20 protein-coding genes are annotated in these 20,257 nt (G+C 56.1%); 8 read left to right on the top strand and 12 right to left on the bottom strand.

The window, feature by feature from the left end; translation table 11 throughout:
• Positions 1–13 precede the first annotated feature (13 nt).
• On the top strand, positions 14–952 hold the full coding sequence (locus ACTIE1_RS04110) for a response regulator transcription factor (RefSeq protein ID WP_439563271.1): 939 nt from the start codon (positions 14–16) through the stop codon (positions 950–952).
• Here ACTIE1_RS04110 and ACTIE1_RS04105 read toward each other — a convergent pair.
• The 4 genes from ACTIE1_RS04105 to ACTIE1_RS04090 form a co-directional block, all read right to left on the bottom strand.
• Positions 909–1,994, bottom strand: a complete 1,086-nt coding sequence (locus ACTIE1_RS04105) for a flagellin (protein WP_439561818.1) — start codon at positions 1,992–1,994, stop codon at positions 909–911. The two genes, ACTIE1_RS04110 and ACTIE1_RS04105, sit on opposite strands and share 44 nt — an antisense overlap.
• A gap of 17 nt (positions 1,995–2,011) precedes the next feature.
• Positions 2,012–3,427, bottom strand: a complete 1,416-nt coding sequence (gene flgK, locus ACTIE1_RS04100) for a flagellar hook-associated protein FlgK (RefSeq protein ID WP_439561817.1) — start codon at positions 3,425–3,427, stop codon at positions 2,012–2,014.
• A gap of 21 nt (positions 3,428–3,448) precedes the next feature.
• Positions 3,449–4,738, bottom strand: coding sequence for a flagellar hook protein FlgE (locus ACTIE1_RS04095; RefSeq protein ID WP_439561816.1), 1,290 nt, complete (start codon positions 4,736–4,738; stop codon positions 3,449–3,451).
• A gap of 116 nt (positions 4,739–4,854) precedes the next feature.
• Positions 4,855–6,801, bottom strand: coding sequence for a hypothetical protein (locus ACTIE1_RS04090; RefSeq protein WP_439561815.1), 1,947 nt, complete (start codon positions 6,799–6,801; stop codon positions 4,855–4,857).
• A 119-nt stretch (positions 6,802–6,920) separates the two neighbouring features.
• Here ACTIE1_RS04090 and ACTIE1_RS04085 point away from each other — a divergent pair, with 119 nt between their 5' ends.
• From ACTIE1_RS04085 to ACTIE1_RS04065, 5 genes are all read left to right on the top strand, one after another.
• Positions 6,921–7,673, top strand: coding sequence for a flagellar hook-basal body complex protein (locus ACTIE1_RS04085; protein ID WP_439561814.1), 753 nt, complete (start codon positions 6,921–6,923; stop codon positions 7,671–7,673).
• A 78-nt stretch (positions 7,674–7,751) separates the two neighbouring features.
• Positions 7,752–8,537 carry a flagellar basal-body rod protein FlgG gene (gene flgG / locus ACTIE1_RS04080; RefSeq protein ID WP_439561813.1) on the top strand — a complete coding sequence of 262 codons (786 nt, stop codon included), beginning with the start codon at positions 7,752–7,754 and terminating at the stop codon, positions 8,535–8,537.
• A gap of 4 nt (positions 8,538–8,541) precedes the next feature.
• The gene (gene flgA, locus ACTIE1_RS04075) at positions 8,542–9,270 is read left to right on the top strand and encodes a flagellar basal body P-ring formation chaperone FlgA (protein ID WP_439561812.1); all 729 of its coding nucleotides are present in this window, start codon (positions 8,542–8,544) and stop codon (positions 9,268–9,270) included.
• Positions 9,271–9,356: 86 nt separating this feature from the next.
• A complete protein-coding gene (locus ACTIE1_RS04070) occupies positions 9,357–10,079 on the top strand; it encodes a flagellar basal body L-ring protein FlgH (RefSeq protein WP_439561811.1) in 723 nt (240 codons plus the stop codon).
• A 67-nt stretch (positions 10,080–10,146) separates the two neighbouring features.
• On the top strand, positions 10,147–10,632 hold the full coding sequence (locus ACTIE1_RS04065) for a hypothetical protein (protein WP_439563270.1): 486 nt from the start codon (positions 10,147–10,149) through the stop codon (positions 10,630–10,632).
• Positions 10,633–10,657: 25 nt separating this feature from the next.
• Here ACTIE1_RS04065 and ACTIE1_RS04060 read toward each other — a convergent pair whose 3' ends face one another.
• The 7 genes from ACTIE1_RS04060 to ACTIE1_RS04030 all read right to left on the bottom strand — a co-directional run bounded on the left by ACTIE1_RS04060 (position 10,658) and on the right by ACTIE1_RS04030 (position 17,583).
• A complete protein-coding gene (locus tag ACTIE1_RS04060) occupies positions 10,658–11,326 on the bottom strand; it encodes a flagellar hook assembly protein FlgD (protein ID WP_439561809.1) in 669 nt (222 codons plus the stop codon).
• An 8-nt stretch (positions 11,327–11,334) separates the two neighbouring features.
• Positions 11,335–12,351, bottom strand: a complete 1,017-nt coding sequence (locus tag ACTIE1_RS04055) for a flagellar hook-length control protein FliK (RefSeq protein WP_439561808.1) — start codon at positions 12,349–12,351, stop codon at positions 11,335–11,337.
• Positions 12,352–12,583: 232 nt separating this feature from the next.
• A complete protein-coding gene (locus ACTIE1_RS04050) occupies positions 12,584–13,324 on the bottom strand; it encodes a sigma-70 family RNA polymerase sigma factor (protein ID WP_439561807.1) in 741 nt (246 codons plus the stop codon).
• Between the two features lie 110 nt (positions 13,325–13,434).
• Complete coding sequence (locus tag ACTIE1_RS04045; protein WP_439561806.1) at positions 13,435–14,124, bottom strand: hypothetical protein; 690 nt, start codon at positions 14,122–14,124, stop codon at positions 13,435–13,437.
• Between the two features lie 537 nt (positions 14,125–14,661).
• Positions 14,662–15,684 (bottom strand): flagellar motor protein MotB, encoded by a 1,023-nt coding sequence (locus ACTIE1_RS04040; protein WP_439561805.1) that lies wholly within the window; start codon positions 15,682–15,684, stop codon positions 14,662–14,664.
• Positions 15,685–15,779: 95 nt separating this feature from the next.
• Entirely contained in the window at positions 15,780–16,226 is a 447-nt protein-coding gene (locus ACTIE1_RS04035) for a MucR family transcriptional regulator (protein WP_439561804.1), read from the bottom strand.
• Between the two features lie 319 nt (positions 16,227–16,545).
• Entirely contained in the window at positions 16,546–17,583 is a 1,038-nt protein-coding gene (locus ACTIE1_RS04030) for a hypothetical protein (RefSeq protein ID WP_439561803.1), read from the bottom strand.
• 129 nt (positions 17,584–17,712) lie between these two features.
• On the opposite strand from ACTIE1_RS04030, the gene motA reads away from it, so the two are divergent.
• Both motA and ACTIE1_RS04020 read left to right on the top strand, forming a co-directional pair.
• Entirely contained in the window at positions 17,713–18,579 is an 867-nt protein-coding gene (gene motA / locus ACTIE1_RS04025; RefSeq protein ID WP_439561802.1) for a flagellar motor stator protein MotA, read from the top strand.
• 249 nt (positions 18,580–18,828) lie between these two features.
• Positions 18,829–19,254, top strand: a complete 426-nt coding sequence (locus ACTIE1_RS04020; protein ID WP_439561801.1) for a flagellar FliJ family protein — start codon at positions 18,829–18,831, stop codon at positions 19,252–19,254.
• Between the two features lie 84 nt (positions 19,255–19,338).
• Here the strand turns inward: ACTIE1_RS04020 and ACTIE1_RS04015 are convergent, their stop codons facing one another.
• A complete protein-coding gene (locus tag ACTIE1_RS04015) occupies positions 19,339–20,256 on the bottom strand; it encodes a dihydrodipicolinate synthase family protein (RefSeq protein WP_439561800.1) in 918 nt (305 codons plus the stop codon).
• Position 20,257 lies beyond the last annotated feature (1 nt).

The following is a 20,257-nucleotide window of genomic DNA, read 5'->3' as shown; positions in this document are numbered from 1 at the left end:
GTTCGGGCCGTACATGAACAATAAAACAGTTATGCGAAGGATTTATCAAGTATATAATATTTCTATACTTGATTTTTTCATGTATAAATCGTCTATATTGCGTAGAACTGCGCTGCAACTTGCTTCATGCATACCTTTCGCGGCTGGGCAGCAAAGGACCCTAATGATGCATATCTATGTCTATGAGCCTCGTGATGAGCGTATCGGCGGACTTATGGCCGAGTTGGGGGCCGCGCAAATAGTGCCTGTGCGTATTTCTGACGCGTTTTTCGAGGGTGACCTTGGTATGCTGACCCTTGAAGGGCACAGCTCGCGCCCGTTTCTTTTGGCTGATAGCGCCTTGGTCATTGGTCAGATTACAAGGTTGCGCGGTGCCGGATGCCGCAATCCTATCATTATCCTGCGCGATTTTCGTAACACGCGCGCGGCAGCGGGAACACTTGACTGTGGGGCTGATGACGATCTGGTTATCCCACTGAGAGCGATAGAGTTGCGCGCGCGTATCAATTCGATCACGCGGCGCGCTCATGGCCACGCAGCCCCAAGCCTGAACATTGGCGAAGTCACGGCCTATTTTGACGGGCGCGATCCGGAGGTGGCAGGACAGCGGGTTTTCCTGTCAGGGCGTGAACATGCGATATTCCAGTATCTTGCGCTGAGCGCCAGCAAGGTCATTTCGAAAGCCGCGATTTATGAAGCTGTTTATGGTTTGTCCGAAGACCAGCCCTTCGACAAGGTTATCGATGTCTATATTTGCAGGATCCGCAAGAAGATCGCTGCGGCCGCAGTATCGGGGCATGGATACATCGAAACAGTGCATGGACGCGGCTATAAGATTTCCGCCCCTGAGCAGGCAGGTTACGAAACTGGCGATACCTTGCTTCCGGCGCCTGCCGATAGCGGCGCGCTTACATATAGTTCAGGAATGACAATCGAGACAGCCGCGCAGTAATTGCATAGGTTGCTTCAAGCTGTGTTTGCAGCTGGGACAAACGCGTTGCTGCCTCATAGGGGTCAACCCCTTCCAGCGTCAGAACCTGACTGTTGAAAAGGGACTGCCGGTCTCGCTGCGTCCCCAGGACTTGTTCGACGGTCTGTTGCTGGCTACCCAAGCGTGATTCCGCCTCGATTAGCCCCGAAATGCCTGACGAAATTGCGTTTGCCGCCGCGCCGACCCAGACCTGATATGTATCCGGGTCGGTGATGGTGCTGACATCCAATGATGCAAGCATGGAAAGCCCGCGCAGAAGGTCGGTAAAGGCAGGATCATTCGCCTGAACACCGTGTTGCAGCGTGGTTGATTCATCGATACGCGCCGTGACCCGCGGCGATGCTGTTCCGTCAAGGGCAAGCTGTGGTGTCCCGTTGAAGAACGTGTTTTCAAAACGCAGGTCTGCGGGCAGGACGGTCGGGGCGCTGGCGAAGATATCGGCAAGCTGTCCGACTTTGTCAGTCGCATCCGCGGCATCTGCCAACCCCATGCCAACGGTCATTCCCAGCACATCATTCGGGGAAAGTCCGGTGGCGGGATTGACCGCATCCCAGTGTTGCAACGGGGGCTGGCCACTGTCGGTGCCAGCAAAAACCGGCACACCGCGAAAGGTTGTGTTGATCTGGCCGGTCAAGCGCTCCAGCGCCAGCTTGGCAGCGTGCTGCAATTCCCCCGCTGTCTGGGTCGGCCCGCCGATATTGCTGACCGCAAGATCCAGAAACCCCTGTGCTGTCTCGCGTGTCTGGCTTAGTGTCAGTGCGGTCAGTTCCAGCCTGCTTGAAAGCATCTCGTTCGAGGCGATGAATGTTTCGTTTCGTGCCATACCGGCACGCAGTACCAGCGCCTCGGAGGCGCGCAATCCAAGCGCCTGATAGATGTCTGCTTTCTGACCGGTCGATGCCTCGGTCGCTGCTTTTGACAAGCGCATATCCAGATCGGCGGCGACCCTGCGCTGGGTTGAAAGCGCGTCAAGCGTTGACATCGTGCGGACAGTTCCGATCATGTTGCTACCCTTTGTAATCAGACGGCATTCAGCAATGTATCCAGCATCTCGCCAAGTGTACGCATCATGACCGCATTCGCGGCATAGCTTTGTTCAATCGAGGCCAGTTGTTGCAATTCATCGTCGATATTCACGCCCTGAAACCCAAGACGGGCGGTTTCAAGCGCTTGTGCACCCGCGCGCAACGCCTCTGCGCGGCCCTGTGCCGAGCTGCGCGCGACCTGCTGATCGGCGGTCATGGCGGGTATGAAATCAGTCAATCGCGCTTGCGCGCCCAGTCCTGCCTCTGGCGAAAGGGTCTGAACGACATTGAAGGCGCTGATCATACGCTCTACCAGCTGGCTGTCGCTTTCGGGGCCCGGGACGGGTGCTTCCATGCCGTCACGCATGCGCCAAAGGGTATCCCCGTCCGGCCCGCGCACCGCCTCGTTGATCGCGATGCGCGCAGCCAGACCCGAAGCCGCCATCGGGTCAAACGCAGCGCCGCTATCCGTGAACAGGCCGGGTTCGCCCGGCGTCAACGTCGTATCTGCATCCGTGAAGGACACCACAAGCATGCGTGCGGCTTCGTCAAGTTGAACCTGCATGCGTGGAAGGATATCGTTCAGCAGATGTATTCGCCCGGCCAGTCGGCCTTCCTCGAACCCCCGTGCCGTAGGGTTGTCCGGTGTGATTTCAGCGGCTCCGGCAAAGAGTTTTCCATCGCCCTCGGAGAACGTGACAGGATGGATGATGCGCCCTTCCACCAGCGGCGCACCCCCTGCGGTATAGACCGAGATGCTGCCATCGGCATTACGCAAGGTGCGCAGGTCCACAATCTCGGAGATTTGGTCCAAACGCTGTGCCAGTGAATCCTCGAGCATTGCACTATCGCGCGTTCCATCGGCCCCCAAAGCAATTTTCTGGCTAAGCTCTGATGTTTCAGAGAGAAGGCGGTTTAATACTTCGACATCGTTCTTGATGCCCGCACTGGTATTCGCGGCAGTTTCCGTCAATGTGGCTGACGTACTGTTCAATTCAGTTGCTACAGCGGCCGCCGCATCAAGCGCTGCGCGCTGCAATGCTGGCTGTGCCGGATCATTCGACAATTCGTCCAGACGCGATTGCAATGCCGTTATCCGCCCCGGTATTGACAGCGGGTCGCCCGGTGCCCCCAGAAGCGCGGCGTAGACCTTCAGCCCGTCGGCCACCGCATCTTGCGTCGAGGTGCGCGACACCTCTTGGCGGTGCATCCGGTCCATTGCGCCATCGACATCGCGCCGCAATCCTGCAACCTGAACGCCGCTGCCATTGGGGCCACTTGTCAGCAATAGCCCGCGACGCGCATAGCCTGCACGATCGGCATTGGCTATGTTGTTGGCTGTCACCTCCGACCGGGCAGCGGTGGCGGTCAAACCGCTGCGACTGCTAACAAAAGCGCTTGTGATGCTCATGGCACATGCCCCCTATGACTGTCAGCGCTTCAGCCGCATGGTTTCATCCAGCATTTCGTCCACTGTGGTGACAATTTTTGCATTGGAAGAATATGCGCGCTGCGTCTGAATCAGGTCGGTCAGTTCCTGCGCCACCTCGACGTTAGAGCTTTCGAGCGCGCCAGCCGTTATTGTCCCGGCTGACCCGGTCCCCGCCCCGCTAAGGCGCATGGGGCCGGACGAACGCGACAACAAGAAGGCATTGCCATCTGTTGTTGTCAAACCGTCGGGGTTCGGCACCTCGGCCAGGGGGATGTTGTAAAGCGCCTTACGCTTGCCATTGTCGAACACCCCGTAGACATCGCCACGCTCGTCAATCTCGGTGCGGACAAGCGATCCTGTGCCCGATCCGTCTGCTCCGATCTTAAGCGGCGTGTAATCTCCGGCGAATTGCGTCATGCCGGTAAAAGAATCCGGCGCACCGAAATCTATGGTCACAAGCTGCGGGTTTCCCGGGGTTCCAACATCAAGGGTTGCTTGACCTGTTGCAGTGTCAAAGCCGGGAAACGCCCCCGGAATATTATACGCTGCTGGCGAGCCTGCCTCTGTGCCAGAGGCATTGAACTCTACCTCAACAGTCCCGAAAGCAGTGCCCCCGGAATCACTGACAGTGACTTCCCATTGGTTGGGTGTGGCCGTTGGTTGCCATGAAAACTGAAGACGCTCTGATACGCCCAGCGGAGTGAAGTACTCCGCAGACGACAGGAAAGGGTCGCCCGGCGTGGCCAGCCCGGTTTGCTGTGCGGGCACGTTGCCACCGACCGTTATTGCCGTCGTCGCGGAGCCGACCATTTGCACATCGCCGATTTTCACGGTTTGCAGATCACCGAAGCGGTTGCGGTCAACCGTGCCAAGGCTGCCGTTTTCGTCATAGGGGAAGCCGGCCAGATAATAACCGGCGGCGTTGCGCAGATACCCGTTTTCGTCGGGCAGGAACGACCCCGCGCGCGTCATGCGGTAGTTCGACTCGACCAGTTCATTCGGATTGCGTGACACAACGAAGAAACCTGATCCGCCGATGGCAAGGTCGGTCGCCAGTCCCGTTGGCCGTAGCGCCCCGTCCAGCGACACGTTGGTTCCCTGCACTGCCCGCACACCTGCTGGCGCAAGTCCGGTGCCGTTGCTGGTTGTCGTCGTTGTGACCATCTGCGCGAAGCTGCGCCGATAGCCATCAGTATTTGCATTCGCGATATTGTCAGAGATGCGGCCGACAGCGGTGGAATTGGCGCGCAATCCGCTAACACCTGTCTGCATTGCGTTGGAAATGCTCATGTTAAAGCGTCCTTCTTGCGTTTTGCCGCCGTTCCTGTGGAAAGCGGAATCTTTCAGATATAGGCGGCAGGGTTTTCAGTGCGGTTAAAGGGTCGGCAAGTTTCAGAATGGCGGAATCAGGGGATGCCGCCCCCGCCTGCGGCCTGAAGCTGTTGCAGGGCGATATCCGCGCTTTGTATCCTTTGGCGCGCTGCATCGTCGCGCAGCGGCAATACATCGGGAAATTCGGCGGTCAGCCCCTCGGCAAGTGCTGCAAGGTGTTCTTCAAGATCCGGAAAACTGCGGATCACCTCTCGCGCACGCGCCTGATCGCCGCTGCGATGCGCGCTAAGCAGCAGGTTAATCCGGTCATGCATTTGGACGTGTTGGCCTGCCTGACGCAAAAGCGCCTCGTAGGACGCGTGTGCGCGTGCCCATTCGCCCAACGCGAAAGCCGCTTCGGCGCGCAGGCGCAGATATTCCGCTGTCGGTTCGGCCATTTGTGTGCGTAGCACATCGTCGGGCCTTTGGGTCGCGGCGAAGAGTTTTGCTTGCAGAAGGTTGTATTGATCGCGCAAATCGCTGTCGGGCGCGGCGTTCAGCCTTTCCAGAAGCCGTTCCGCTTCAGCCAGCTGCCCGCCGTCGAAAAGCGCCGCAGCATGTTTCAGGCGCACGCGGTCACGCGTCCTAAGCAGGGCGGTAATCTCAGCGGCGTCTGATTGTGGGTCACGCGCCAATTCGTCCGCGCGCCTGTCCATCCGGGTCCGGATCGAAGCGAACTCCATAGCTGCCAGTCCGCTTGCGCCATAGTCAGCCAGATGTTCGGCAAACTGTTCAGCATATGCGTCGAATCCCGTGTGGAAGCGGAAATCGTGTAGGATACGACGATGCGCCGTGAAGAAATCTGCCATCGGCATGTCACCGGCAAAGCCGCGCTGGTAGATGGCGTCGATCAGCGCGCTGGTCTGCACAGACGCGGCCTCTGCTTCCGGCGTATCGGGATGCAGTCGTGAAATATCTGCCAGGACCGTCAGCGCCGCCATCTTGTCACGTGCAGACAGCTCCAGTGCGGCCAGGCGTTTCAGGGTCTCCAACCCCAAGGGGCCACCCGTCCATAGGGTGCGGGTCTGCATTAGCAGTTGTCGTGCATCCGTGGGTGTCAGTGTGCCTGTACTGCGCCCCAGATCAATCAGGGCCAACCGCGCCCGTTGCGCCCATATATCCTGTGCTTCGGCCGCGACCGCGTAATTGTCAAAGGCCGCGACAGGATCGCCAGCCGCGCTTGCGGCGCGTCCCAAAAGATAGCGGTAGCCAGCATCTTGCGTGCTATTCTTGCGCCCTTCCATGCGGGTCGCAAGGTTTCGCGCAACATCCCATCTTCCGCTTTCAACTGCCGCCTTGAACAGATGCAGCAATGTCCCATCGATCAGGGCTGGTGGATACTCATCAAGGATCATAAGCGCATCGGCTAGATATGGGGCGGCAGCATCATGGGCCCCGCTGCCAATCAGGTGCAGCGCCTTGAATAGTGGCGCGTCAGGCCATTCTTCAAGCGTTGGTGGCGGCGTGGTATCAAACCCTTTCACCGCCGCGACAAGGGCAGCGCGCCGCCCCAGCTGTTGGGTCGATAGCTTCACATCGCCCTGATGTCGAGGATGCGCGACATCGGGCACCGCATCCAGAAACGATTGTGCTTCGGGCAACATCCGGTGCGACAGGTGAAGCGCTGCAAGCCCAAGAAGTATGTCTGCTTCATACGGGGACGGGCGCGTCGCATCGTCAAGCCCTTCTTGCAAATCATAATACGCGACTGTCAGCGCATCGCGATCCTCAAAAAAACGATGCGTGTCGAACTGCGCCAGAAACGGTGCAAGCGCCGGTATGGCCGCATCGAGCTGTTGCAGCCCTGCATCTGGCTGCGGCTGGTGGCGTCCGATTCCGTCGTGCGGCAAGGTGGCGACGGGCCAGACCAATGCCCCAGTAACAACCGCAGCGATACCAAGAACGCGCAGAGTAAGGCCGAAATCAGCCCAGTCCAAAGCGTGATGCGTGGGAAGAAGGGAATGATCAGATGAATATTTCACGTTCTTTTCCTGCCTGCTTTTTGAATAGTCATGTATAATTTTCAAAAAATCAACAACAGTGTTTGATTTAATCTTGAAATATGCTTATTTAATCATGGATGCAGTAACGGGGCTATGCCGTGGACAATTCTACTTACATTTCGTTGTCACTAGCGACCGCGCTTGAGCGGCAACTGAATGTCACCGCGAATAATATGGCAAATGCCAATACCGCGGGCTTCAAGGGCGAGCGGGTGGTGTTTTCATCCTACCTGCACCGCGATGATACTGCCGCAACGGGCGACACCAACTTTCTGATCGATAAAGGTTCCTATATCGATACGCAGCAGGGTGGCATGTCCTACACCGGCAACCCCCTTGATGTGGCGCTGAAGGGGAATGGATGGTTTGCCTATGAAACCCCGCAAGGCCAAAGGGCCTATGGGCGGGACGGCCATTTTGCACAGGACGCCCAAGGTGCATTGGTCACAATGTCTGGCGCGCGAGTCCTTGACATGGCTGGCAACCCTATTGCCCTGCCGCCCGATGCGGGCACGGATCTGTCCATTTCCCGGACGGGCGCGATTTCCAGCCTTGCAAATGGTCAGATCGCACAGCTTGGGGTATTCGAGGTGCCGGACCTTCCGGCCTATGAACGGATTGGCAACGGCATGTTCGTGCCCCCCGATATTGATGGCATCCGCCCGCCCGTCCCTGATGAGGCAACCGAGGTTGTTCAGGGCGCGGTCGAGGGCAGCAATATTCAGCCCATCGTTGAGATGACGCGCATGATGTCAATTCAGAAAGCCTATGAGCGCGCTGTTCAGTTGATGAATGGCGAGGATGAACTGCGGCGCGATGTGCTGCGTAGGGTTGGGCGCCCGAACGGGTAGGGGCTGCGCGCCAGACGGATACCGGCGCAACAGGCGCGCATGACAGACCGCATTTGTCGGACAAGGGGGTAAGCAGAAATGAAGGCACTTGGAATTGCGGCGACGGGCATGCTGGCACAGCAAACCAATGTCGATGTCATATCGAATAATATTGCCAATGCGAATACAACAGGCTTCAAGAGTAGTCGGGCCGCGTTTCAGGACCTGATCTATGAAACGCAGCGCCGCGAGGGGTCAGAAACCTCGGATGGCGGCACGTTGCGCCCCACCGGCGTTGATATCGGCCTTGGCGTTCAGACAGCAGGCACAATCCGCCTGAACACCCAAGGCGGCTTGATTCCAACGGAAAACCAACTCGACCTTGCAATCGACGGGCGCGGTTTTTTCACTGTGAACCTGCCGGATGGGGGGCAGGCCTTCACACGCGACGGGGCCTTCCAGCTCTCGCCAGAAGGGCAGATCGTAACGCTTCAGGGTTACGAACTTGATCCCGGTATCGTCCTTCCGGAAAACACGGTCAACGTGGCAGTAGGCGAAACAGGCACAATCATGGCCTATGTCGAGAATGATCCAAACCCCGTTGATCTGGGGCGGATCACTATGGCGACATTCGTGAACGAGGCAGGAATGCGGGCGCTTGGCAACAACCTGTTGCAAGCAACAACCGCATCAGGCGAGGCGCTTCAAGCCAATCCGGGTGAACCCGGCGTGGGGATTATCCGGCAAGGGTATCTGGAAAGCTCGAATGTCAACATCATCCAGCAGATCACCGACCTGATCTCGGCACAGCGCGCTTATGAAATGAATTCCAAGGCGATCTCGACCGCAGACCAGATGATGTCCACCACAAACCAGATCCGATAGCGCAATGACTTTGGGAACAGCAATCTTCTGGCAGAACATTCGGGCCATCCCGCTAAAGCGCCTGTGCATTGATAAGGGCATGTTCGGGTTTGCCTTGTTCCTGTCTGTCATCAGCGCGTCAATGGCGCAGGCCGTCCCGATCAGCGTGCTGGTTGACGAGAAGGCGCGCGAAAGCGTGGGGGCGGCGATGCCCGCGCGCGGCAGGTTCGACATCTCAATCCAGCCAGGCGCACCTGAAAAGGCAGTGATTATCTCTGCGTGGTGGATGGATGCCGCAACCGGCAGATACATTGCCAATGTTGTTACCCATTCGGGCGAAACGCGCCGCATAAGTGGCATGGCGACACTGACAGTTTCTGTCCCCGTCCCACTGCGTCGGATGATGCCAGGTGACATTATTGATGAAACCGATCTGGGTGTAATTGACCTGCCCGCAGCGCGTCTTGGCGCATATGCCGTTATCGACCCAGCCGATTTGACGGGGATGCAGGTCCGCAGCTTGCTGACGGAAGGGCGGCCCGTGATGACGCAGTCGGTGATGGAACCGCTTGTCGTCAATCGCGGTGATCTGGTCACAATCCGTTATCTTGATGGCGCGCTGGAACTGTCGTCCCCCGGACGCGCGCTGGCAAATGCACATCGCGGACAAGACGTGCGGATCGTTAATCTGGTCAGCAACGCCACTGTATCCGGTATTGCCAGCGCAGACGGTATAGTCGAGGTCAGTCGATGAACATAGAGGCGTGGCGTCCCCCGCATATCTGGTGCAAGCTCCCTTCAACGCGACACCGCGCAGGGATGCAGCCCAAAGCGGGGCAGATGCCGCGCCAGATTATCTTTGCGCTTGCCGCCACACTTGCTTTGGCGGGCTGTGGTGATCCGCGCGACGCCTTCAATCGTGATCCGCAGGTATCAGAGATGTCGGTGGTCCCCGGTTCGATCCCCGAGGCAAATTTCGTACAAGTGCCTATGCCACCGCCCGAACAGCCCCGCACATTCCATCGCGCCGAGGCTGCGTCGCTTTGGGAGCGCGGCTCAAGCGGATTTTTCGCAGATCAGCGTGCTTTGCAGGTTGGCGATATTCTGACCATCGAGATACGTATCGATGATCGCGCACAGCTTCGCAACGCCACCCAGCGCAACAGATCAGGTTCTGGCACTGCGGGCTTTCCGACGCTGCTGGGCCTCGACAACCTTCCGACCGGTGATATCGTCGATTTCGGGTCCAGCTTTGAGGCGTCGGGGGCTGGATCGATTGTGCGTCGCGAAGCGATTGACCTGAAGCTTGCTGCCTTGGTTGTGCAGCGGCTTCCGAATGGCAACCTTGTTGTTGCCGGACGCCAGGAGGTCAAGGTAAATCAGGAATTGCGCGAGTTGCGTATTGCAGGAATTATCAGACCCCAAGACATCCGCATGAACAACACCATCCCCTATGAGAAGGTGGCAGAGGCGCGGATCACCTATGGTGGTCGGGGCCAGTTGTCGCGCCAACAGCAACGCGGCTATGGCGAAGATGTACTAGATGTCATTTTGCCGTATTGATGCCGGATTGGCCCCTTCGGACTGATGCGCAGAACGGGTATCGAAATCAGAAAAACAGACCTGATATATGACGCGGCTTTTCATCATTGCGACATTGGCCATTGGCTGCTTTGGGGGCATCGGATATGGAGCGGGCTTCTGGTTTGTAAATGATCCGCAGATGGGGCGCATTCAGACAGATCGGGGCATGGCACAACCCGCCAAGCCGTATGGAACAGCTGGCATGACATCCGCGCCGTATCTGGTCCGGATCGAAACGATCACCTTGCCAATACAACGGCAAAAAAGCGTCACAATGGTTGTTGCCGATTTCGCTGTGGCCGTTTCGGACGCCAGATATCTGGCCCTATACCAGCGCCCAGAGTATTCTTCGCGGCTTCGTGCGGAAATCCTGGATGCCATGAAGGCAGCTTCCGGAACCACGGTGCTTACCGGGCCTGCAATCGACTCCGCAGCCTTGTCGAACAAGATTCGTTCACAGCTTCAGAATACGTTCGTGGGGGTCGATGATTTGCTAACCCTCATGCTGTACAAGCACGACATCGGCCTTTGAGGGGGGGCAGACAACGGGGCAACTCCTAGCGCACAGAGGTTACACTGCCGGCATATACCTCGGTCCCATTGCGAAGGATCAGCATTGAATGACCGCCGCGAAACGTCAGCTCTTCGACACGCGTGGTTGCGTTTGTGTCATATGCTATCGCTGCGCCATCAGGGTCTTTGGCATCGACCTCGATCTGAAACACGCCATCAGGAAGGGGTAGCCCCGCAAAATCCAACCCGTCCCATGCCACGCGATGCGTCGTCTGGGGGGCGCTTGGCTGGTTGCCAAGTTCACGCACGATTGTCCCATCTTCGGCCTTGATCAATACCCGTACATTCGCGGCAGCGCGAGAGAGGGAATAGCCAAACGCCGCCGTGCCATCGCGCAATTCGACACGATCCGTGGGTATGCTGACATCGCGTCCGATCAACTGCACATCTGATAGCGCCTCAACATTGCCAAGCCTGTTGTCGATGCGCTCCAGGTTCCTGTTTGTGACGATCGACTGTTCAACCTGTGTCAACTGCGCAAGTTGCGACACGAAGACAGAAGAATCCATTGGCTCTAGCGGGTTCTGGTTCGACACTTGTGCAATTAACAGGGTCAGAAAACTTTGGTAATCCGCATCAAGCTTGCTTTGTGCAGCGCTTGCGCCACTTGCAGCACGCGGATCAGTGGTCGTGGTTTGGGCGATGTCCATCATTGAGTTCCTTAAGTCAGTATATCCACAGCACCCGCCCCAATGGGGCCAGTATGCGGGGGCGCGGCCGTCTGCGGTTCCTGATCCGCGTCAGGATCCGGTTCAAGGGCGGGCAGACTTTCCCACGCTTCGTTTGTCTGCTGCTGCTTGCGACTGAAATCCTCAAACTCCAACTCGGCATCATCTACACCTGTCCCTCCTTCTGACAGCGCAAGAAGCAAACCGTCACGATCGCCCCGAAGTGCCTGCAGGACGGCAGGATTTTCTGCGCGAAGGACAATGCGCAACTTGCCAGCCTCATCGGGTCGTAAGTCGATTTCAATCTCGCCAAGGCCGCGCGGTGCAAGCGCAATTCTGGTGTTGCCCTCGGAAATATTTGCGGAACGTATCTGTTGTACAAGATTACGCGCAAACCCGGAGGTTTGTGGAACCGCAGGTTCGGCTGACCGTAATGCTGCGTTCATGCCAGCCGGAATGGCGCGTATCTCGGATGGTATGACGGGCAGGGGGGGCGTTTCCCGTTCTGCGCTTGTCGATGCAGTGACGATTGCCCCCATGACCAGTGCGCGCACGTCAAGCGGCCCCGCATTCTGGATGATCGGGCGGGGAACAGTTGCGCCAAAAATGACATTCTTGCCAGCAGGAATGCCGTCTGGTTTCGATAGGAGCGGCGATAAATCGGCGTGCCGTTGCAATGGTTTAGGGGAAATAACCTGATAGGGTTGGCCCGCTGACACCACAGTTTCAAAGTGCGGGATATGCGCCAGTTCTGCAAGCAGTGTTATCAGGGTTGCCGGATTATGGGCAGCGAGTTCAAGCTGAACCACGCCTTCCTCGCCCAGTTCCGCCAGATTTTCCAGAAGCGCTTCAATCGCATCGCGACCGTTCGCAAGTACGGCCCCATGCAGGATATTCAGAAACTGTTCCACCGCTTCTGGGGTGGTCTGCCCCCCCGGTTCTGATAGCAGGCGGGCGACGAGGTCATCAATTTCTGATGCAAGTTGGGCAAGGCCCGGTTGTTGAGCCATAGCGTTGCCCGCTGTCGCCTGTCGGTCTGGGTCGGCTTGCGCACGCTGGGCAATTTTATTTCTGGCAGCGCCAAGAAGTTCAGCGAACTGAACAGCAGGCGGGCTTTGCGCAGGCGAGGGGTTGTTGGAAAACAGTAGCCTGGAAAGGCCGCTGCCTTGTCCTGTTTCTGACGAAGGTGGCGAAGCCAGGAATATGGGGGCAACGATTGCGGGGGGTATCATTCGGGATCTCTCAATTCAGCATAGCGCGATTGAAACCGCGCTCCAGCAAGGAGCGGCGCAACCGGTTCAATGCGCGCGTTTCTATTTGCCGAAGCTTCTGGACCGATAGCTGAAGATCGGACGCAACCGCCTGCGCGCATTCCGGATCAACAGCAAGCCTGCGACGAGAGATTATTGTTTGTTCAACCGGATCAAGTTCCGCCAGTGCTTCGGCCAGCAGCCGGCACAGAAATGATTGCGCCGACCTTATTTCGGCCTGCTCGGCGGGGGTCATACTTTCGCAGGGTAGTTTTTCAGAAAGCGACAACCCCTCACGACTCGATTCAATTGGTATCGTTCCCTGCATTGCCAAAAGCGACAATCCTGCATCATCATGGCCCAGACGTCCCATGCGTGCGTTAAAGTAGGTGCGTACAGGCATATCGATTACAGTTCTGATGCGCGACAATGCCGTATAGACGCTGTTCATAACCCAGAAGGCGGCATAGGTGGAAAAGCGCAGTTCCAGTTTTCGATCAAAGCTGTCTGCAGCACGCATCAATCCGACCATGCCCTCGGCGACAAGATCATCCAGATCGATAGGGTCGTCCGCAAATCGAAGCGCCTGTGACCATGCCTGCCGCGCGTGGCTGCGCAGCAATAGTTCAAGTGCATGCCGGTCCCCTTCGTCTTGCCATCGCCGGATCGCTTCGCGTTCCAGATCAACCGTCAAAAGGGGCTCCTTCATCGCTGCATGAAGCGTAGTCGCCATACTGACACCTGTATTTTTCAAATACAAGAATACATAGAAATTTTCAATTTCAAAGAATTAGATGGTTAAAGCATGATTAAAATAGCATATTCATGCCCGTATTTGAGAAGTTAGGCAGACGCCCTTCGGGTTGGCATGATCTGAGAGTCAAGCTTGGCCGTAACCGCCTGCCGTATATCGGCCAACCAGGCGTCATAATCACAACGCCCGCCGGGAAATTGCATCAATCCGGCAGGAACATTGTCGGGCACAACAAAGTTGCCATCAAGATTTCTGAGATACCCAAGCAGATGCGGGCAGCTCAGAAAGTCCGGTTCAAGAAACAGGCGACTTGTATCGCAACGTGCGGAGCGGGTGCCCGTCCAATACGCGCACAACCCAGCAGCCAGACCCGCGCGAAACTGCGAAGGCACCAATCCCAAATGCATAAAGCCAGACCCACCAATCATGCTAAAATAAGAAGCTGCCATCGTATAAAGTGCGCTGGTTTCCCGTTCCATCGGGAAAACCCCGCTGCGAATAACGCCCAGAAGTACTTCGACCACCATTATCCCAAGGTCATAAGACAACTCTTCATCTGGCAGAATGCCCGAAAGCATGTCAGAATCGTTGAAAACGACAAGCGCGCCCGCTGGCACTTCGACCGGTAATTCTTGCACCAGAACATCCCCCAAGGATATTTCAGGCAACAGTTCGGTTTCTTCGGCCAGTATATAGCTGCGATCCACGCCATATGCAGCCGAGACGAAAACGGTCCGTAGCGGCAACAAGGCAGCAAGCGAACGCTGTATGCGGCGCACGTTAGCCCCTTTGGCAGGCAGAATGTCACCCTGCCAGATTAACTCTAGTATTCGGCCAGATCGCATTTGTTTCTCACTTTTCTTGGCTCGCAAAAGCAAGTGGCGGATTTGTTGTCCTGAAGGCTATGGAGCCAGCATGTTCAACATCGAGCAATCGAAGTCCCTGAGTCGACGTTGCGTGTCCCGTTATTCCATTCACATGCATACGACTTTGGTCCGATTCCAAGGTTATACAACCTTAGATTGATAACGAGGTCAACAATAACTATGGTTTGTTTCGCAATACATGCTGTTATTTCACATGTGTGCTGTTTTTGTCTAATTGTTGGGAGTTCTGGTCAGAATGATACCATAGGTGGTTTCAAAAGTGTTCGGAAATGGCACCTGTTCGGTCGTCCTGCCTTGCCTTGCGGCAGCGTACCGGCATTGTGGATAAGGTGTCAATCCCGTCGAATCTGCGTTGTCGGATCAACGGAATTCCGACACAACACAACCGGAAGGGGAAGTAAGAATCGAGGTGGCTGTGTCCGGAAAATGCTACTGCGGCAAGCGATCTGCACGGTTTATCGAAACACCCTCAAGCGGGGCCCCCTCCGCTGCGGGGTTCGGGTAGCTTAGAAGGACCGTAAGTCTGCGGTTTTCCGGTGCAGTCGGTACGGCGGCATTCAGGGGCTTTGTATAGGCGACGCCAGAAACGCGTGCGATCCGTTCGGCCGCGACTCCGGCTGAGACAAGGGCGCGGCGCGCGGCATTTGCCCTGTCGGCCGACAATTCCCAATTTCCGTAATCCACATCATTTGTGAAAGGAACCGCGTCTGTATGCCCCGTAATCATGATCGGATATGGCAGGTCAGCAACTGAAAGGCCGATAACTCGTAATAGTTCGCGGGTGGTGTCACTGATCCGGGCGCTACCAGACGCAAACATCGGCCGGGCTTCCTGGTCCAGAATTTGAACCAGTAGCCCGTCCTGTGTTCTGTCGACCCTAAGATCGTAGTCAAGTTCGACAAGCGCGGCATTTGCTTCGACCGCCTCTGTGATATCCTCGGCTACGGCATCAAGTTTTTCTGTGCGATCGGCCAGCGAAGCAAGCCATGCAGGGTCGTTTCCTGTGTCATAAGTCAAATTTGATGTAGCGGTTACATGATCCTGTTCGGAAATATCTTCTTGCGAAGATGCAAAGATATACTCGACCACGATACGCGGTTCAATTTCCCGCGCGCCTTCATCCGGATGCGATCTCGGCTCTTCTTGGCCAAAGCTGGGCGGATTTACCTGAAAGCTGTCGCCTTCAAGGCCACTATAGACACCATCAGGGCCAAAAACCTGACCTTTCAGAAACCCCTCTCCCCCGCGAAGCAGGTTCGTTTCTGTTGGCGTGAAGTGCTCGGCCAGACCTTGAAGTTGCTTTTCGTCTGCTGCGGAAATGATCCAGAGCAAAAGAAAAAAGGCCATCATCGCTGTCATAAAGTCTGCATAGGCGACCTTCCAGCCACCATTGTGGTGGTTGTGACCGTCGTCTTCATCGCTTTTCTTGATGATGATCTGCTGCTCTGCCATTCGCACATGCCCAATTTGACTTGATCATCGGTGCAATCCAGCCACAGACATGCAGCCAGATCGCGACGATCCATCGCTAAGCCAGAAATCTGGCCCTATTCGACACCTGAACGCTCTGACTGCGTTTCGCGACGGTCGTATTTCCCGAATCCGACCCTTCGGGCATAACTGGCTTTGCGGTCAGAATAGCTGGGTGCGACCAGCGGCATATCTTCTGGCAAGTCGAACATGGCGCGGTAAGCGGCCTCTGTCAGGCCATGCTCGGCACCAAGGTGGCGCTTGAGCATTTTGAAGCCCTTGCCGCAACACAGGCAATACACCTTGTCATGCGTTACCGCCTTCTCAATGGGGATCGCTGGCGATATGCGTGTCGCCTCGCGGGTTTTTGATTTATCGTCTGGTGCAATCGTGTCCAAGGCGCTGAATTCACGGCGCAACTTGCCCACAAGTGCAACGATATCATCTGCCGTCACGTCAGTTCTTGCCGCGTAGGCAGCTGCTACGGCTGCTAGAATGTCGGTTGCAGGGTCTGGTTTTGTCATTGGGACACTCTCTAATAAACTCTACTCCGTGCACATGAACCAACGCCCATCAGTTGTGAGACAGCTGGTCTGAAGTTCACGGGACATCGAATTCTTCGACAAACGCAAGAATAGACTTACATACAAACACTACTTGGGCAACTGCTCATATTCCGTGCAAGTTCAAGTAGAGCGATTTCTCGCTTATTCAAGGAAATTTCTGGTACAAAATTATAATGTTTATATTTAAGCACGACATACAAAAACAAGCAAGAGCATCATCAAAAATATATGTATATTTTGTGGGAACTTGCACCAGTATACAAGGGTATTGCAAGGACTACATGTCAAAGTCCTGCTGCGCCATGGCCGAAATCAGGTCCAGCGCTGAATCAGCCTTACTTGCGTCATGGACATGCGACCTAACATGGCCGAACTCATTGTCCCGCGCGGTCGCAAGATGCCCTGATGCCACGAAAAATGCACACAATACACCACCTGCAAAAGTGAGTGATTTCACCATCCGCCTTGCCGAGCGCGGCGCAGGTGATTGGCTTGCTGCGACAAAAGCTGTTGGGGTCAAACCAACCGGTGCACCGGGTGAAAGGAATACACCGCGTGCCGTTACTGTAGCCGAACAATGGTGTTGCACGTCCTGAAACCGCAAAACCATAGCTTCGGGCAACAGATCATCCGAAATATCAATCATTCTGGCCTGACCCGGCGACCAGCCGTCCAGCACGTCCAGAGGCAATACAAAACGTTCGAAATCATCACGAAACGCGATGTGTTCTGCCAGAACTGGTGTTTCGCTTCCTGTTATCGCCGCGGGCTGAAGGATTACGCGGGTCGCGGTGCCTGTGGTTTGTAATGCAGCTTCAAGAAACATACATTCAGGGCGGTTTTCTGGCTGGGGTTTGTCATAACCAGACGGCAAGGCAGTCAATGACTCCTTGGTGGGTTCGATCGACGGGGGAGTGTCGGCCAGCGCCGGATTACCCGAATCCCTCACCACCGTTTCGGGCGCAGTGCTTTCACATATCCCATGAAATCTGCGTGAATAGTTCGCAGCCAACTCGGTCAGGTCAGGATTTTCTGCGACCAAAGCAAATAGTTGCTGTTCTTCTGAAAATAGAACCTTGCGTGTCTGATACCCGTCAATCTGCGGCGCGACACACAGGTTGGCACTGGTTCCGCCATGCAGCTTTGCAACTCGGTCCAGTACGCAACCAATTTCGCTTGCGTGGTGGACAGCCATATCGCAGCCCCCGTCAGAGGTAAGGCACAGCGCCACTTGCATCTGTGCCGGCCAGTCCGGCAGCAGGGCCTGCACCGTATCTTCTTCGAGCAGATAGACAAATGTGTCCACCCTGTTCATGAATGCCACCCTTTTTCTGTATTCGCTTAAAACTATTCTTGTTTATTCTTGTGGCAATGTCAATTATACATATCAGGAACTTTAGAATGATGGGCGGGCCAGTTCCGCGAAATATGGGGCGAATGTGTGATGATGATCTTTCTGGGACTTGCAATGGTCTTCGGTCTGGTTTTCGGAGGGTTCATGTTGTCGGGCGGCAAGATGGACATCGTCTTGTACGCGCTGCCATTCGAGGGGTTGATGATCGGCGGTGCCTCCATTGGGGCATTCATTATTGCCAATTCCACAAATGTACTGCGCTCGTCACTTCGGGGCTTGGTGAAGGTGGTAAAAGGGCCAAAGTTCAAAGCCAGCCATTACGAAGAATTACTAAACCTGATGTATGAACTTGCGCGACTGTATAAAGCAAAAGGTATCATCGCGCTGGACGAGCATGTGGAAAACCCTAAGGAAAGCAGTATCTTCTTGCGATACCCGACAATCTTGAACGACCATTTTGCAACTGAATTGATCACCGACAGTTTTCGAATGCTCTCTATGCAGTTTGACGACAAGTATCAGACTGAAGATGTCATCAATCGCAAGATCAAGAAGCACCACCGGGAGACGCTCGCCTCGGCCGCTGCGATCCAGACAATGGCAGATGGGCTTCCTGCAATCGGGATTGTTGCCGCGGTACTCGGGGTTATTAAAACCATGTCCTCGATTGACCAGCCGCCCGAAGTGCTGGGTACGATGATTGGCGGCGCGCTTGTCGGCACATTTCTTGGTGTTTTCCTGGCCTATTGTATGGTGCAGCCCATTTCCGGCAGGCTAAGGCAAATCGAAGATGAGGATGGCGCGTTCTATCTGATCATCCGTGATATTTTCGTCGCATTGGTTGCCAACCACCCCCCGAATATCTGTGTGGAAATCGGGCGCGGCAACATTCCCAGTACCAAGCAGCCTGATTTCTACATGGTTGAGGCCGCTCAGAAGGAACTGCCCACACTATGATGCCGCGATATCTTAGCCTTGCGACCGCGTGTCTGTTGGTCATGTCAGCTTCGGGCGTGCACGCTGAAACCGTCTGGCCGGATAAGGCGGCACATGCAGGTCCGCTTGGGCCGCCGCAGATATCTTTTCCGACCAGTAGCGCCGGAAGCTACAACGCTTTTCCCGCGGAAATTCTGGCAAGAATGCGCACGGGATTATTGGAATATACAGAACTTCCAGCGCAGGAGAAACCACCGCTGCTGAAGCTGGATGATGATTAAGCGCATCAAAACCCTGACTATTCTGGAGCGCTTGCGTCGGCACGAAATGTTGGCCGATGCTCACGAACTGGCGACCATCAGAAGCCATGTCGCGCAACTGAACGATACCCGTAATCGTATGCTGGACGCGTTGAAACACGAGGGGCACTTGGTCAGTCTGGAAGCTGCACCCTATGTCGGGGCATATATCCGCGCTGTCCGAAACGAAGTCGCGCAAATCGACAAGGCCCTGGCGCAGATTATGCCACGGCTTGAAGCGCTGGAAACGGTTGTTGCCGACAAATTCCGCAACATCAAAACCATCTCGCTTGCCCGAGAGCGCGCGGAAAAGCACCAGCAGCACATCAAGGACAAGAAAGAAACCGTCGAGAATGACATCTTGTCCTTGATGCGCCATGTCAGGAAAACGCCCTAAGGGCATTGCTTCGGCGTAAGCCGCGCGCTGGTTGAGTGCCCTTTGGACCTGACCGGTCGGGGTATGCGCGCCAAAAACTGACCCTTACTTGCCCCAGCGCAGGGCGATCAGGTCCAGTTCGCGCGACAACTGCAGCAGGCGGTCTTCGGTGCGGTCGCTTAGCGGTTTCAGCGGGTGGCGCACATGGTCGGACCGGATGACGCCGCCGTGTTTCATGACAGTCTTGGCTGCACGCAGCCCGCATTGACGGTTTTCATGGTTGATCAGCGGCAGGCACAGTTTCCATTGTGCCAGCGCCGCATCAACCGCGCCGTCCAGATACTGCGTGACGATGGGCCGGATATGTTCGGGCAACAGTGCCGATGTCATGGTGCCAGTGCAGCCCGCGTCCAGATCGGCCAGCAAGGTGACGGCTTCTTCGCCATCGAAGGGGCCGACAATATCCTTGCCGCCCGTTTCAATCAATGCCGCCAGCTTGTCGGCCGCAAACGGCATTTCCAGCTTGAAATAGCTGACCTGTTCCAGTTCGCGCGCCATGCGGGCCAGAAACGGCACCGACAGCTGACACCCTGACAAGGGTGCGTCCTGCACCATGATGGGGATGGTGATGGCGTCGGACACGGCCTTGAAATGTTCAAATATCATCCCCTCGGCGGGGACCAGCCCGACACCGTGATAGGGGGGCATCATCATGACCATGGCAGCGCCCATGGATTGTGCCGCCCGCGCGCGTGCCACCACCAGATCGGTGGAAAAATGGCTGATGGTGACAATAACCGGCACGCGCCCTGCAACATGTTCCAGCGAGACGCGCATCATGGCGGTGCGTTCGTCATCGGACAGGACAAACTGTTCGGAGTAATTCGCCAGAATGCAGATTGCATCAACACCTTGATCAATCATGCAGTCCAGCACACGGCGCATGCCGTCATGGTCCAGGGTGCCATCATCCAGAAACGGGGTGGGTGCGACGGGCAGAATGCCCTTCAGTGGGGTTTTCATC

The sequence above is a fragment of the Roseinatronobacter sp. genome (assembly GCF_051859525.1).
Taxonomy (GTDB): domain Bacteria; phylum Pseudomonadota; class Alphaproteobacteria; order Rhodobacterales; family Rhodobacteraceae; genus Roseinatronobacter.
This window is presented reverse-complemented; position numbering and strand designations above follow the sequence as displayed.